Annotated in this window: 12 protein-coding genes; 7 read left to right on the top strand and 5 right to left on the bottom strand. The window is 39.9% G+C overall.

Annotation, left to right across the window (positions count from 1 at the left end; all coding sequences use genetic code 11):
- Positions 1–3: 3 nt before the first annotated feature.
- On the bottom strand, positions 4–1,275 hold the full coding sequence (gene serS, locus ACF3OC_RS04510; RefSeq protein ID WP_094280841.1) for a serine--tRNA ligase: 1,272 nt from the start codon (positions 1,273–1,275) through the stop codon (positions 4–6).
- A 116-nt stretch (positions 1,276–1,391) separates the two neighbouring features.
- On the opposite strand from serS, the gene ACF3OC_RS04505 reads away from it, so the two are divergent.
- The gene (locus tag ACF3OC_RS04505) at positions 1,392–1,934 is read left to right on the top strand and encodes a hypothetical protein (protein ID WP_094255143.1); all 543 of its coding nucleotides are present in this window, start codon (positions 1,392–1,394) and stop codon (positions 1,932–1,934) included.
- Here the strand turns inward: ACF3OC_RS04505 and ACF3OC_RS04500 are convergent.
- Positions 1,931–4,237 (bottom strand): BamA/TamA family outer membrane protein, encoded by a 2,307-nt coding sequence (locus tag ACF3OC_RS04500; protein WP_256962537.1) that lies wholly within the window; start codon positions 4,235–4,237, stop codon positions 1,931–1,933. The two genes, ACF3OC_RS04505 and ACF3OC_RS04500, sit on opposite strands and share 4 nt — an antisense overlap.
- A 52-nt stretch (positions 4,238–4,289) precedes the next feature.
- Here ACF3OC_RS04500 and ACF3OC_RS04495 point away from each other — a divergent pair, with 52 nt between their 5' ends.
- From ACF3OC_RS04495 to ACF3OC_RS04485, 3 genes are read left to right on the top strand one after another with little or no spacing between them, the layout of a single operon-like run.
- On the top strand, positions 4,290–5,051 hold the full coding sequence (locus ACF3OC_RS04495; RefSeq protein ID WP_094280840.1) for an RNA methyltransferase: 762 nt from the start codon (positions 4,290–4,292) through the stop codon (positions 5,049–5,051).
- Positions 5,044–6,237, top strand: coding sequence for an MFS transporter (locus ACF3OC_RS04490; protein ID WP_094255146.1), 1,194 nt, complete (start codon positions 5,044–5,046; stop codon positions 6,235–6,237). Before ACF3OC_RS04495 ends, ACF3OC_RS04490 begins: the two co-directional genes overlap by 8 nt.
- 7 nt (positions 6,238–6,244) lie before the next feature.
- On the top strand, positions 6,245–7,534 hold the full coding sequence (locus ACF3OC_RS04485) for an AI-2E family transporter (protein ID WP_094280839.1): 1,290 nt from the start codon (positions 6,245–6,247) through the stop codon (positions 7,532–7,534).
- Positions 7,535–7,594: 60 nt separating this feature from the next.
- On the opposite strand, the gene ACF3OC_RS04480 is transcribed toward ACF3OC_RS04485, so the two are convergent.
- From ACF3OC_RS04480 to ACF3OC_RS04470, 3 genes are all read right to left on the bottom strand, one after another.
- Positions 7,595–10,525, bottom strand: coding sequence for a DNA polymerase III subunit alpha (locus ACF3OC_RS04480; RefSeq protein ID WP_094280838.1), 2,931 nt, complete (start codon positions 10,523–10,525; stop codon positions 7,595–7,597).
- Positions 10,526–10,749: 224 nt separating this feature from the next.
- Positions 10,750–11,679, bottom strand: coding sequence for an endonuclease/exonuclease/phosphatase family protein (locus ACF3OC_RS04475; protein ID WP_094255149.1), 930 nt, complete (start codon positions 11,677–11,679; stop codon positions 10,750–10,752).
- 103 nt (positions 11,680–11,782) lie between these two features.
- Positions 11,783–12,787, bottom strand: a complete 1,005-nt coding sequence (locus ACF3OC_RS04470; RefSeq protein WP_094280915.1) for an endonuclease/exonuclease/phosphatase family protein — start codon at positions 12,785–12,787, stop codon at positions 11,783–11,785.
- A 206-nt stretch (positions 12,788–12,993) separates the two neighbouring features.
- On the opposite strand from ACF3OC_RS04470, the gene ACF3OC_RS04465 reads away from it, so the two are divergent.
- From ACF3OC_RS04465 to ACF3OC_RS04455, 3 genes are read left to right on the top strand one after another with little or no spacing between them, the layout of a single operon-like run.
- Entirely contained in the window at positions 12,994–14,169 is a 1,176-nt protein-coding gene (locus ACF3OC_RS04465; protein ID WP_094280837.1) for a glycosyltransferase family 1 protein, read from the top strand.
- Entirely contained in the window at positions 14,154–15,185 is a 1,032-nt protein-coding gene (locus ACF3OC_RS04460; protein WP_094280836.1) for a lysylphosphatidylglycerol synthase transmembrane domain-containing protein, read from the top strand. The genes ACF3OC_RS04465 and ACF3OC_RS04460 overlap by 16 nt, the downstream gene beginning before the upstream one ends.
- Positions 15,166–16,374 carry a glycosyltransferase family 4 protein gene (locus ACF3OC_RS04455; RefSeq protein ID WP_094280835.1) on the top strand — a complete coding sequence of 403 codons (1,209 nt, stop codon included), beginning with the start codon at positions 15,166–15,168 and terminating at the stop codon, positions 16,372–16,374. The genes ACF3OC_RS04460 and ACF3OC_RS04455 overlap by 20 nt, the downstream gene beginning before the upstream one ends.

Below are 16,374 nucleotides of genomic sequence, written 5' to 3'. Positions count from 1 at the left end.
TTATTATGAGATATATTCAAAACCTACATAAGGTACTAGTACCTCTGGAATCTTAATTCCATTTTCGGTTTGATTATTTTCTAATAGGGTTGCTACGATTCTTGGCAATGCAAGCGCAGAACCGTTTAAGGTATGTGCTAATTGCGTTTTTCCATCTTCACCTTTAAAACGAACTTTTAGACGGTTCGCTTGATAAGTTTCGAAGTTTGAAACGGAAGAAACCTCCAACCAACGCTCTTGTGCTGCAGAATAAGTTTCCATATCATAAGTCATCGCTGAGGTAAAGCTCATATCTCCACCACATAGACGTAAAACACGGTATGGCAATCCTAATTTTTGCAATAATGATTGAACATAAGTACTCATCTCTTCCAAAGTTTCATAAGATTTCTCTGGATTTACAATCTGTACCAGCTCTACTTTATCAAATTGGTGCAACCTGTTCAAGCCACGAACATGTGCTCCGTATGATCCTGCTTCTCGGCGGAAACAAGGTGTATAACCACAATGTCTGATTGGAAAGTCTTCGCTTTTTACAATTGTATCACGATAGATATTTGTAATTGGAACCTCTGCGGTTGGAATTAAATAAAAATCATCATTTGTAACATGGTACATCTGCCCCTCTTTATCTGGCAATTGTCCGGTTGCATATGCTGAATCTTCATTTACAACAATTGGAACTTGAACCTCACGATAGCCCATTTTCGCAGCCTCATCCAAGAAAAAGTTTATCAAACCACGTTGTAAACGAGCTCCTTTTCCTTTGTAAACTGGAAATCCAGCACCCGTGATTTTTGTTCCTAATTCAAAATCGATGATATCGTATTTCGCCGCCAGTTCCCAATGTGGCAATGCCCCTTCAGGCAATTGCGGAATAGAACCATTTTCTAAAACCACCTCATTGTCCTCAGGTGTTAACCCTTGTGGAACCATTTTATATGGAAGATTCGGTAATTGAATCAACTTGTCATGCAATTCCTTCTCAACCTTATCCAAGGTCTCTGTTAGTTCCTTGATTTGCTCCTTATATGATGCAGATCGCGATTTGATTGCTTCAGCTTCCTCTTTCTTACCTTGACGCATCAAGTCCCCAATTTGCTTCGCGGACGAATTTGCCTCGGCTGCAATAGAGTCAGATTGATTTTGAGTTTTACGACGTTGTTCGTCTAAAGCAATGATCTGATCGACCAATTCTACCTCGTTGAAATTCTTAACTTTTAGTCTCTCAACTACATGGTCCCGATTTTCACGGATGTAATTTAATTGCAACATATAATTATGCTTTTTTATTGATAACGGTAGCAAAGATAAGAAGACAACCGCAATTAATAAACTTGAATTTATTTCCTGACATTTCTAGAATCCATTCATTTTTGTATCATTGCATCATGAAAAACAGATGGTTTCTTTACTTATGCCTTGGTATCATGTACCTTATGCCTCAATTTTCATTGGCGCAAAACTCAATTATTAAGGACTTTACCGTAAAAGAAAATCTTTCTCAGAATGGTAAACTGGCAATTATTGCAATTGATACCGCCGAAAAAACGGATAACACCGTAAATGGTGATTACAATTTTACTATCAACGGTTTTTCTCAAAATCTTAAATTTATTGATGGTGTCGCTGTTACAAGCAACCCTATTGAATCTTCTACCTTCGTATTCTTCAAACATAAATTCGCCGGCTCCGATTTAGGAAAACTCTTCTTCTTGAGAGTGACCGACAAAGGAATAACACCCTATAAAATCAGTGGATTCTTATTGATTATTCTTCCTCTTCTGATTTTATACATCGCCTACAAGTTCAAGCGATTCTTGATAACACTATTAATTATTGCCGCTGTATATTTCTACCTGAACTACAGCAAAGGTTTGGATGTTCGCCAACTGATCGAAAGTAGTATTATGAGCTTGAAGGAACTCTTCTAGAAAGGCATTCCTACCCCGAAGTTGTATTGGATAAAACTATATCTGTCTGGCCAGTTGGTCTGATAGTAATCTTGTTTGAATTTCTTGGAATTGAAAAAATCCTTGATGACCCACTGGTCTGAACCTGTAAATTGTGGATCTTTTAACTTCAAACCCGCATCTAAGCGGATAATAAAGTAATCCAAATCAACTCGCAATCCAAATCCTGTCCCTAAAGCTATCTGTGACAAGAATTTGTCGCCTCGGAATTCTCCATTCGGATTGATAATGTCTTCGCGTAATCGCCAAACGTTTCCCGCATCCAAAAAGGTCGCTCCATTTAATTTGGCACCAAAGAAATTATTTAACATCCGGAACCGAAATTCCGCATTGGACTCTATCTTGATCTCTCCTAATTGATCTAGGTTACGAAGGTTTACACGAAATTCAGGATTGATGGAGGAGCGGTTGTAACCCCCTGGACCTAACGTTCTAACCTGCCAGGCCCGAATCCCATTCATCCCCCCCGCAAAAAAACTCTTCTCAAAGATCATATTCAATGAGGAATTATTTCCATATGGAACTGCGATCCCTGAATTTAAACGGAATACAAACTGCTTATTCCCGCCTAAATGTCTATACCATCTGTAATCCACCTCCCCTTTGACATATTGCAGGAATGGAACTCCAAAAATCAACTTCTCACCATCTTCATTTTGCTCAAATTTCATCACATTCCCCAACAATCCCAGCAAATTACCACTCACATCCAAGGCTCCACGGAAATAACTGAAATTCTCCTTACTGGTCAGCTTCGGAGCATTATAGGTATAGGCATATTGTGCCCCCAATCCAAAATACTTACGGTCATTGCTTCGAACATAGAGGCCATAGCCCTGGTCATTTAAACTCTGCTTAAATTCTTCATTTAATTGCCCATGCCTATACTCTAAAACAACTGGAGTCAAGCTGTGGATCTTATTGACAGCTTGATACCAAATATAATTCAAGCTATTGATCCAATAACGGTTTGCATAGGTCTGATCTTGAAAAAACAACTGTAAGCTGGATGAAAAAGTGGTCCTTGGCAATCCGTATCGGCCAACGCTCCTTACCCTGAATGGGGTAAGCAATCTTGGAAACGACAGGTTTACACCCACCTGAAAATCATTATTGAATATTTTATCCGCCAAATTTCCTGGTAACCTCGAATCAAATAAAACCCCATAGCGTAATTTGACCTCGATAGTTTCCGAACCACCAAATACATTCCGATGGGAAAAAGTATTTCCAACGTTGAATCCGCTCATCCCGGAACTAAAGGTAAACTCCCCTTCTATTTGGTTACTCATGGCAGAACGCGGAACCAAATTATAGTGAACATCCAACTTATTGGAGTCTTTCTGAACATAATTAATCTTCACAGATCGAAATCCATTCATTTCATATAATCGGTCATAGGATAATTCTTCATTACGGCTATTGAACTTGTGCCCTGTCCTTAACAATGCATATCGCGACAAGGGTCTCAACTTAAAATTACCAGTTTGATCGGTATAGAAGATCTTGGTCAAGCTGTCATATTTCCCTTCATTATTCCGCTTTAATTCAGGATCTGCAGCCTCCACGGTGAAGTACACGCTATCTATATAATAAATCTTATGTTTAGTAGAATCCTCCCTGTTGGACACTTGAATCAACAAATCAGCCTGATTTGGCAGTCCAATTGTGTCAATTCCCGTACGCATATATTGCCGCAAATAATCATAGTAGCCCGACTCTCGCATCTGGGTGTATAAGCGCTCGCGCTCCAGGTATAAATCTCCTGCATCATAGCGCTTGCCAGATTTTAATAAACTATTCGGAACTACCTTCTCTTGATAAATGGAATCTACCGCCGGATCCTGAACATTGCGACTGATTTCCCGAACAGTATAAGGGTTTCCTAAGTCAGCATTGAAATCAATCTTTGCCTTCTTTTTATTGAACTCTATCTTCGGCTCTACCTTCGCATTGAAGTAACCTTTTGTTTGTAAAAATCGTTGAATTTGGGTCGCAGACAATTCCACAACTGCCGAATCTAGAACCCTAGGTGCCTCACCCACATTCTTGATTTTCTCAGTTTTATATCGACCGTTTCGGGTATTGAATAAATTATAAATAGTAAGATATAGAGGAGAATTTGGACGGATTTCATTAGCCACATAAAGCCCCGCTGGCTCTTTTAACTCAGGCGTAACACCATTTAAATCAACATCAGTCACCAAATACTGATTATCATCCAGATATTTCGCTGAACGACAGGACGCAATAATTAGCGACAAAAACGTTATACTTGCAAAAAATAAAAAACTTCTTTTATTAGTCATTCATCCCATGTTGTCAAAAGCTCAAATCAGTCTAATTACTTCATTGCAGCATAAAAAGTTCCGTACTCAGCATAACTTATTTGTGGTCGAAGGCATTAAATCCGTTTTGGAATTTATACATTCTTCCTACAAGATAAGTAAAATATTCGCGACAGCTGAGGCCGCTGCAAAATTGGGCAAAATACCGCAAAATATAAAACTTGATGAACTTACAGATGCTGAGTTTAATAAAATAAGTGGATTAAAGAACCCTCAGGGCGCTTTAGCATTGGTAGAAATTCCCCAATTTGACCAATTGCACCTCACGAATTTGAAAGGAAAACACAGTTTGATCCTCGATGATGTCCAAGATCCAGGAAATCTAGGAACGATTATTCGAACCGCAGAATGGTTTGGAATCGAAAATATCATCTGTTCAATTGGAACGGTCGATGCCTATAATCCTAAAGTCGTTCAAGCGACCATGGGCTCGCTATCAAGAATAAAAATCCACTATCTCGACCTTGAAGAGTTTATTCTCAAAAACAACATGCCAATTTTTGGAGCTTTATTGAATGGGGAATCCATCTATGAAACCAATTTCGGTGATGAAGGGTTTATTATGATGGGAAATGAAGGAAATGGAATCCGCGAAAGCTTAATCCCAAAAGTGGACAAAGCCGTCACCATTCCAAGAGTAGGAAATGCAGAATCATTAAATGTCGCCGTTGCAACAACAATATTTTGTTCAGAATTGACTCGACAAAATATGGAAAAGAAAAATGGATAAAATAGAAAACGAAGAACAACCTCTATACACCCTCCAGTTTGGACTGCTCTGCCTGAGCTCGCTACTTTTCTCAGCTAGCTTTAACATGATTATTCCAGAATTACCAAATTACCTCTCTTCTTTAGGTGGTGCCGCCCATAAAGGATTAATTATCGCTCTCTTTACTTTAACAGCCGGAATCTCTAGACCTTTCAGTGGTCGACTGACTGATAAATGGGGTCGTGTGCCTGTAATGGCAATCGGTTCTACCGTTTGTGTGATCTGCGGATTTTTATACCCTTTCCTGAGCAGCGTCTCTGGATTCTTCTTACTTAGACTCGTACATGGATTTTCGACAGGCTTTAAACCAACCGCAACATCCGCCTATATATCAGATATCATCCCGTCCAACCGCTGGGGTGAAGCCCTGGGAATGCATGGGTTATGCTTCAGCATCGGTGGTGCTGTCGGACCTGCAATCGGTAGTTACATCGCATCAAATTTTGATCTCAACACGATGTTCTATAGCTCCTCTGCTTTCGCATTCTTCTCGATCATCATCGTGATGAACATGAAAGAAACCCTCAAGGATAAAAAACGATTCTCCCCTGAAATGCTCAAAATATCGCGCCGTGATATTATTGAATTCCGTGTAATACCGGCTGCCGTAGTAACTTTACTTTCCTATACCGCTTATGGAGTAATCCTGACTCTAATCCCCGATTGGAGTGAACATCTAGGCATTAGCAACAAAGGACTTTTCTTTACCGCTTATACCCTGGCATCCATCGGAATAAGATTTGTTTCCGGAAAAGTGGCCGACCGGTATGGACGAATCAAAGTGATGAAAGTCGGTTTGATTGTGATTGCAATTTCAATCCTTTATCTTGGATTTGGAAATAGTGTCACCCACTTGGTTATTGGTGCCTGCTTATATGGTATCGGAACGGGAATCTTCTCCCCTGCAGTCAATGCTTGGACAATAGATCTTTCTCTTCCCCAGTACCGCGGAAAAGCAATGGCAACAATGTACATCGCCCTGGAAGCTGGTATCGGTTTTGGTGCATTATTTGCTGGTTATATTTATCATGATCATATCCTGAGGATTCCGTATATATTTTATGGAAATGCAATAATAATCTTACTCGCATTTTTTTACGTGATACATTGGAATTCAAAAAACAAAAAAACTAATAACCTGTTATAGCAATCATATGGAAAACAAACAAACCAAGAGACCTTATTCTTTTGAGCTTGCATCCAGCCTAATGGCTCTGGCCTTAATCTTAGCACTAATGTATGTCACCCAGGGCGTATTATTACCCCTGATCTTTTCAATCCTGATCTCAATATCCCTCTATCCCTTGGCCCGTCTGTTCGAAAGAATACGCCTCGGAAAAGCCTTCTCAGCAATCTTGGCCGTAATTGTAGCCATTGCTATTATCTCAGGCCTGTCTTGGTTTATTGTTTATGAAAGTATCCTTATTGGAAAAGATGCCTCTGCAATTACGGATAAGGTATTGTCCGTTCTCGAAGGTGGACAAAAATGGCTCGAAAATCAATTCGGAATTGAAAGAACAGAGGTCATGGAAAAACTCCGTGAACAAGGTGAAAAAGCAATGGAAAATGCCGGCGGCATGATCTCCACGACCTTCGGATCCATCGGAAATATCCTGGCTAGCGCAATCCTAGTTCCTCTACTAAGCTTTTTCCTACTATACTATCGCGATTTCTTCCGCGAATTCTTCTTCAAAGCCTTCAAATCATCCCCTCAAAGTAAAGTCAATGAGGTGCTGAATAAAATATACGAGGTAGTTCAAAGTTACCTAGTCGGATTAATTACTGTAATGGGAATTGTAGCAGTTTTAAATACTGTTGGATTAATGGCATTGGGAATTGATTATGCCTGGTTCTTCGGATCTTTGGCTTCATTATTAATGCTTCTACCTTATATTGGAATTGCTATTGGATCAATTTTACCAGCCCTATTTGCTTTGGCAACTAAAGACAGTGCCCTGTATGCCCTTGGTGTGGTTGCTTGGTTTCAAGTCGTGCAATTCTTGGAAGGAAATATCATTACCCCGAATATCGTGGGATCAAAAGTCAGCATTAACCCGCTGATGGCAATCATCGGAATCTTGTTGGGAGGTATGCTATTTGGTTTAGCAGGATTGATCATCGCCCTTCCTTTCATCGCAACATTGAAGGTCATCTTCGATGCTAACCCGAATATGGAAGCCTTCGGATTCCTAATCGGCGAACCTGAAAAACTACATCTTAAACGAAATTCAACACAGGAACTGCTGATGAAGTGGGGAATCGTTAGAATGCCTAAAAACAAGAAAAAAATCGAAATGGATATCAATGTCAATGTCGATACTCCCGATGAAACTCCTCATACCGAAGTAACCTATAAAGAAATCAATGAATCCGAAGAACTTCCTTATGAAGATCTTCCCCAAGATGAGTTCGACAAAAAAGACGACGATAAAAAAACAGAATAAAAATAATATGCAATAGGCCTAAGCAGCGAAGAAATTTCACCCCTTAGGCCTATTTTTTATCTATTGCCCAACATTAAAACCTAGCTTCCGCATCGCAGAAACCTCAATACTAAACACTCCAAACTCTTCCATCACCCGACCATGCAACTCATAAAACCCACTCCCTTGAAATGGATATTGTCTTAATGTCGGTGGAAAATGAACCGTATCCAACCAGTCCCCATCAACATCTAAAAAAGTACCAAAACTCATCCGTTCCTTCTTGATCGTACGCGTTTCTTTTATGGTTACTAAGCGTCCCACAATCTTTACTTGTTGCCCTAAAAGGCTATCTAATTGATTTACCCGTATCGTTCCTTGCAAATGAATCGGATCCAATAACTCATAAAAATCCCCAACAACAAAACCTAGTAAATCAAGTTCATCCCGTAGGTCATCCATTCTGTTCTTCTCGAAATCAGGCAAGGAAAACTTGATCTCTTCAGTTTCAAATAAGGTAATGGGATCATCCTTTTCTGTTCTTTTATTCCTGAAATTCGCTTCCCATAACAGGGTTTTCTTATCCAAACCGGTAAAACGCAAGGCTCCAATTCGGATTAATATATTCAACTGCTCAGGTGCTGGATGTAGACGCTGTAGCACATCATTCAAATTCTTGTATATGCCATTCCTTTGCCGCTCCTCTACAACCCTATGGGCAAACTCCTGCTCGAGACCTTGCAAATGAATAAACCCCACAAAAACCTGGTTGTCTTGAATATTAGTCAGAAAATCACTGTTGTTCATGCAGGGAAGCTCAATTACCCCCCCATTCCGCCGCAACTCATGAAAGTAAAACTCCGTCCGATAGAAGCCCCCGAAATTATTTATTACTGCAACATAAAACTCACAAGGATAATAGGTCTTCAGATAAAGACTCTGATAACTCTCGACTGCAAATGAGGCTGAGTGCCCCTTGGCAAAGGAATAGCCCCCAAAACTTTCCATTTGGCGCCAAACCTCCGCCGTCGTCTCTTCCTCATAACCTTGAGCCCGGCAATTCACAAAGAACTTCTCCCGCATCAATTCAAACTTGTTCTCTGAACGATATTTGCCACTCATTGCCCTCCGTAGAATATCAGCCTCTTCCAAAGATATGCCCCCAAAATGATGCGCAACCTTGATCACATCCTCCTGATAAACCATAACCCCAAAAGTCTCCGCCAGCAGCTCCATCATTTTTGGATGTAGATACTCAATCTTATCCCGATCATGATATCGCTCTATATATTGTTTCATCATCCCCGACTGCGCAACACCAGGCCGAATAATAGAACTCGCAGCCACTAAAGTCAGATAATCTGAACATTTTAACTTACCCAATAGCTGACGCATAGCCGGACTCTCGATATAAAAACAGCCAATAGTATCCGCTTTCCGGATCATCTCCGCCAGTTTCGGATCTTCAAAAAATCGATCCACCTGATGAATGTCAATATGCTTGCCCTTATTTTGTTGAACCAATGCCAGTGCATCCTTAATATGGCCTAAGCCACGTTGACTCAGGATATCAAACTTGAATAAGCCAACCCGGTCCGCCTCAAACATATCCATATGCAAGGTCAGAAAACCCTTGGGCGGCAATTCCAATACGCCATACTCATTCAAGGGCTTCTCACTAATCAATACACCCCCCGCATGAACACTTATATTACTTGGAAAATCAACCAACATGGCACCATATTTCTGAATCCAACGCTGAATCTTATCCTCAGCACTCCATTCCCGCTTATGAACCAACTCGTCAATCTCCTCCTTCGGCAATCCAAAAACCTTCCCCAATTCCCGAATAATCGCACGCCGCTGAAAGGTATTGTACATCCCCAATAATGACACATTCTGCCGCCCGTAACGCATAAACAGATATTCAAAAATCGAATCCCGATCCTTCCAACTGAAATCAATATCAAAATCCGGAGGTGAAGTCCGATTAGGATTCAAAAATCGCTCAAAATAAAGATCCAATTTAATCGGATCTACATCCGTAATCCGTAAACAATATGCAACAACAGAATTCGCCCCGCTCCCCCGACCAACATGATAAAAACCCTGCTCATTAGCATATCGCAGCATATCCCAAACTATTAAGAAATAGGAATTAAACTCAGATTGCTTGATGATCCCCAACTCCTTCTCTACCCGCTCCATCGCCCGTTTATTCTTTGGTCCATACCGAATCTTGCAACCCTCGATAGCCAACTTCCGCAATAACTCATGATCCCCCTCCTGGGACGCTGTAAAATGCTTCTTGTTCTTGTCAACATGAAATTCCATCTCAATCGAACAGCTCTTCACAACCTCCATCGTCCTGCTAATAAGGGATGGAAATCGCGCAAAAGTGGAAACCAAAGACTCTTCATCGATTAAAACCTCATTCGGCCGCGCATAATCATCCTTCGTCAACTTCGATAATAAGGTGTTCTTCGCAATGGCCCTTAAAATCCGATGTAAATCATAATATGACTTATCCTGATAGGTAACCGGCTGCAATACAACCCAACAATCCGCTGATAATGCCTCTTGCCAATTTAATTTATTTAGATCCTCCTGCCGGATTCCTATTAACTCCTGACGACCCAAATCCTCAATCACTGGATGATCATCATAAGAATAAATAATCCAAACATCCTCAGACTCAAATGGTAGCTTCTTTGGAAAATTCAACTTCCGCTGCTTATAAAACGAAAGAAAACTCTGAATAACCAATAAACCCGCATTGTTCTTCGCCAAAAGTATATAGCAAAACTCATTCTCATTCCGAATCTCTACACCCAAAATAGGCTTGATCCTCGCCTCCTGACATTTCAAGACAAAGTCCCAACAATCCGCAGTACTATTGATATTCGTTAAGGCCATGGCCTTAACTCCCAAGGACTGCGCTCGCTCAACCAAATCCTTCGTAGGATAGGTCCCATAATGAAAACTAAACCAAGTCTTGCAATTCAAAAACATTTTACAAGATTAAGAATTTTTTAAATCATTTTACTAAAAATATTAGCAATATTAAATAGTTAAAATGCTCCAATCCCACAGAATAAATCCAAAAAATGAATGTAATTACCCTCTGCCATTGACAATTAAGTTCTATCCAAAAAATTAAAATAAAAAAAGCTGAGAAAGGGAATTCTCAGCTGATCACTGTTATATATTTAATGGTTAATCAAATTTTAATGCCCCTAATCTTCCCATGTCCAATTCAATTGCATGGAAACCGCAAGGTGATCGGAAAGGGCTTCTCCTTCGGTATTTGTGAAATGTTGGATCTCTACCTGATAATCCATCGGCTGAAATTTCAAATGAGCACTGTTTCTATAAAATATCTTATCCAAACTTTCAGTCTCATTGTTCAAACTCAACATATGTTGCGCGATAAATTTGGGAATCACCTCTGGAAAAACTCCTTTCCGAAGAAACTGAACCCAACCATCAGACAAACCTGTAGTCAATAGAAACTCATGTAAATTATCACGCTTATAGGCATAATGGGCATTAAAATCTCCCATCACAATAACTGGCCGATCCACTGAATGCTCATTGATATAGTTTGCCAATTGACGAAAGTTCTCGCGCCTTGCTCGCGCTGCGCGGGCAACATCACTGGAATTGGCATGAACATTATAAACATCAACCGTAACCTGATTCGCAAGTTGAATCTGAGCAAAACTAAACCCCTTAACCGTCCAACAATCAGGCCCACTGCAATGACGCCATGGAATCCTTCGGTACTCGATAATAGGAAATTTCGATAAAGTATTTAAACCATCCCCAACAGGAATCTTACCTTTCGTTTGGGTCCGATAAGGATGTAAGTTTCGAGAATAAAATGAACTGTTATAGTTAAAATCTTCCTGAACATTCACAATATCATAGGGCGCAACTTTCTCTCCAATATCCGCAATACTTATCTTCCTCGGTAGCTTCGCCGCAGAAATCCCCTGAGGCAAACCCGCAATATTATAAGTCAATAATGAAATCTCCCCCTGTAAAAAACGCTCTGAACTCGTCTCCTCCTGTGGAATGGCTACCTCAATCAATTTCCCCTTCAAGCCCTTAAAAATGAATAGTAAAACTATGATTACCCCTGCAAGTATAAAAAGTATGGTCATCTATTAACTTATATGAAATAAAAGTATTGTCTTCAAATTATATAATCTGGAATTCTGTATTAAGTTTTTGTTACTTATCAACATCTTAACGCCAATTCCTAAACTATAAACCAGGATTAGGATCGGAATGTCCCAATGAATCAGTCAATTCCCATTCCAACTTTAACGAAATAGCACAATGATCGGATAAGGGCTCCCCGGCTGCTGTGCTGAATAAATCATGCTCAACCTGATATTTTTTCGGCGTAAAAACAATCTGATCGCTATTCCGGAAATATATTTTATCTATGCTCTCGCATGAATCTGTAACCGTCAAGGCATGCTTCGCCATAAAATTCAACTCAATGCCTGGAATCATCCCCCGATTATGAAGCAATGCCCAAGTGTCAATCAAGGACATCTCCTCACGAAAGGAAACTACATGGTCCTCTCCAAAAGCATAATGTGAATTAAAATCACCCATAATCAACAATGCCTCACAAGACGATTTACCTTCAATATAGCTCTGTAGCTGCTTTAAGTTCTTCTTCCTCGCCAAAACTGCAACCGGATTATCCTGAGCCGTAGCATGCACATTATAAACATCGATAAAAACGCCCTTCGCAATTTCTAATCGGGTATAGCTAAACCCCTTGGGCGTCAAACAATCACTCCCACTGCAATCCTTCCAGGCAACGCGCTCCGTCGCGCGAATCGGATATTTCGATAAGGTACTCAAGCCATCTCCAAATGGAACTCCTCCCATACTCTCCGTCCGAAATAAATGTAGATTCGATGAATATAACTCGGAATTATAATTGAAATCTTCTTGAACATTCACTATATCAAAGCGGTTGATCCGCTCGCCTATGCTCCGGATACTCGAGGCTCGCGGGGTCTCCGCACTCGAAATCAGCTCAGGCAAACCCGCAATATTATACGTCAATAAACTCAATTCCCCAGAATGCCTTTTTTCCAACTCCAACGTAGGAGCCATTAAACTCGGCTTTGAACCATTACTGCGCTTATAACTGAAAATAAAAAGAAGGGAAAATATAACCGACATCAGTACCAAAAACCTGAAATGCCACGCTCTACTTTTTGGAGGATAAGGAAGGTTGATTAACATATCGATCATTCATAAATCCTATCACAAAATTATCGTACACAATTAAATCTAATCTTAAATCAATATTAAAGGTTTGTTGATTCAATGTTTACAACCTGTTAAGCCTTTACTAAACATAAACATTTCATTCACAATAGCTTAATAAGAAATTAGCAATAAGGAAATATTGAGACAATACTTTTACCCGATAGACAATTGAATTCTAAATGAAGAAAGTTGCTTTTTTTTCGGAAATCCTAATTGAAGATTTCGATGGCGCCTCAAGGACCATGTTTCAAATCATAAACCGTATCGATCACGCGGCATTTTCTTATCTTTTTATCTATGGAAAAGGTCCTGAAAATTTCAGAACGCACCAGTCTTACCAGGTCCCGACCTTTAAAATCCCGATCAATGACGACTACTCTTTCGCAGTCCCACAACTTTCAAAGTGGAAACTCGAAGAAACCCTAGATAATTTTGCCCCTGACGTTATCCACATCGCAACTCCATCCCTCTTGGGATTCTTCGCTATGAAATACGCCAGAAAAAAGAATATCCCCATTATTAGTATTTATCATACCCATTTTATCTCTTACATCGCTTATTACCTCCGAAACCTATCTTCTCTGATCAGACCTGCTGAGTATTGGATGCGTAGAGCAATGTTGAGATTCTATAATAGTTGCCATAAAATTTATGTCCCTGCAAATAATATCATGGATGAACTGAAAGAAATCGGCATTCAACCCGATCGTCTTACCTTATGGCAACGCGGAATTGACCTCCGATTATTTAATCCCGAAAAAGCCGACTCAGACTATATCCGTAAGATCAGCAACAACGATAAACCAAACATCTTATTCGCCAGCCGATTAGTATGGGAGAAAAATGTGCAGACCTTAATTGATATTTATCAGCAACTCAAAAAGTCTAATATCGAGTACAACCTGATTATTGCTGGTGATGGTGCAGCCAAAGAAGAAGCCCAAGCCCTCATGCCTACTGCAATCTTCCTGGGAAAATTAGACCATGAAGAACTTTCCAAATTATACGCCTCATCGGATGTATTTCTCTTTACTTCCACTTCTGAAACCTATGGCAATGTGGTCATTGAAGCAATGGCTTCCGGATTGCCTTGTGTAATTGCCAATGGCGGGGGTAGTTCAAGCCTAATTGAACATGGTCGGACTGGCTACAAATGTATGCCTAACAATGCCCTCGAATACGTGTATTTTATCCATAAAATACTTAGTGACAACAGCATCAAACAAGAATTCCAACAAGCAGGATTATCTTATGTGAAAAAATTAGACTGGGGTAAACTCGCTGAAACCTATTTTGACGATATCCAAGAACTTGCTTCGGAACCCCTAAACTCTATGGCATGGGCCAACAACTAAGGATTAATAAAAAAACAATTAAACTTATTTTAATCCTGGTGATCCTTGGATTTATCGCCGTATTTATTCTTAACACCGATTTTTCAGCAACAAAGGAAGAACTCAATAAAATCAACTATAAATTTGTCTACCTCATTGCAGTCACATTCTTAGCTTATTTCTTCGGAACTTGGTCTTGGTACACCTGCCTAGCCGATGATCGCAAAAAAATAAGCCTCTTCAGACTCTTTATGATTCGACAAGTCGGTGAAACGGTCGGACAATTCAACCCCACTAGCATTCTCGGGGGTGACCTCCTCAAAGCGGAAATGCTCAAACCTTATGAAATCTCTAAAGAGAAGGCATTGAGCGCGGTTGCAACTTCTAGAATTACCCTTGTACTCTCGCAAATTCTCCTGCTCCTATTGGCTTGTTTATGGCTTAGCAATACCCAAATCGGAATGGCGGCCCTTCAAAACATCAGAATCCCATTCTATATCTTTATTGCCCTGTTGATTTTTATAAATTTTGCCTTTTTTTATTGGCTCATCTTTGGTGAATCAACACCTGAACGCCTTACAAAAAATCCAAAATCATTCATAGGAAAACTAAAGAGTAAGATTATTCAGCTTATTTTCAATATCAGAACTGCTTATCGCGCCAACCCCAAATCTTTTTGGTATTCCTATTTCCTCGCAGGGATTCATTGGATCATTGGAAGTCTAGAGTTTTATCTCATTATTATTTTTCTTGGCTACCATATCCTTCCTATGCATGGATTATTGCTCGATATGGGAATTATTGTTTTCAAAAGCGCTGCTGCATTCGTCCCAGGACAATTGGGATTCGAAGAGTTGGGAAATAAAATGATGCTCCAAATCATCGGTATAACCTCTGCCTCTGTTTGGATATCAGCATCCATCCTACGTCGAACAAGACAGTTATTCTGGATTGCAGTCGGGTTTATCCTTTACCTTTTCATAAAAAAGGATAGTAAAAACACCGCTACTTTACAAAATGGAAATATTATTTGTTAGCCATAAGTATCCACCAGCAACTGGTGGAATGGAAAAACAATCCTTTGAACTAATTAATGCTTTTTGCAATAACCCGCAAGCCCAGGTGCACATGCTGGTATATCAAAAAGATCAGGAAAGCCTATTGTCTTTTTTCTGGAACCTCAATAGCAATATCTTGAAAATTATTCATGCTAATCCCAATATCCAATTAATTCACTTCAATGATGGACTTATTGCCTCTCTTGCTTTATTCCACTCGGGGTATAAGCATCTTAAAAGAGTCGTAACCATCCATGGACTCGATGTGGTATTCCCCTGGAAATATTTTCAGAAGAAAATCCTCACCCGATTCAATGAATATGATCATATTATTGCCGTAAGCTCCGCAACAGCCAATGCTGCTATTCAACGTGGCATTGCTCAACATAAGATCACCGTTATCAAAAATGGCGTAGACCATGATATAGCTCATGCTGAACCCCTCCCCCTGGAGGAGATTAAATCCTATTATCCCCAAGTCGACTTCAATAAAAAATTTATGCTTACCCTCGGTCGACCTGTCAAAAGAAAAGGGTTCTCCTGGTTATTAAAAGAAGTGGTACCAACCTTGACAGATGACTTTCAACTTCTCATGATTGGCCCCTTCAACCAAAAAGCTAGCAGAATAGAAAAAATACTCCGTATACTACCAAAAGGACCATATCACTTGATCACCCTCTTCTTAGGATACCCTTCGGATGAAAGAGAAATCCGGAAACTCCTTCAACAGGAAAATATCAATAGCCGGGTCAAACATTTAGGTAAAATCCCGTTTCCTCATTTACAATCCCTACTTGCTCATGCTAACGCATTCTTGATGCCTAATATTCATGTAAATGGCGATATGGAAGGCTTTGGATTAGTCTGCCTCGAAGCCTCACTCGCAGGGACAATCGTTATTGCCTCCGCAATGGAAGGAATAACAGATGCTATTCAATATGAAAAAAATGGAATCTTGCTCCCCTCCCAAAATCCGAGAGCCTGGAAAAAACAAATCAATGAAATTTTAGCTGATCCTGAAAAATATCAGCTCTTGGCCAAGTCTTATCAAAAGTTTAGCCTCGAAAATTATAGCTGGGAAATTATGGCATCCCAATATTTTAAGACCTTCCAAAATATTACCTACGGAAAACCTTCTTTAAAAGTAGTGCATTCCAAAGCATATTAA

Source organism: Sphingobacterium cellulitidis, assembly GCF_043187465.1.
GTDB classification, from domain to species: domain Bacteria; phylum Bacteroidota; class Bacteroidia; order Sphingobacteriales; family Sphingobacteriaceae; genus Sphingobacterium; species Sphingobacterium cellulitidis.
The sequence above is the reverse complement of the archived record's forward strand: the minus strand, read 5'-3'. Positions and strand labels throughout refer to the sequence as shown.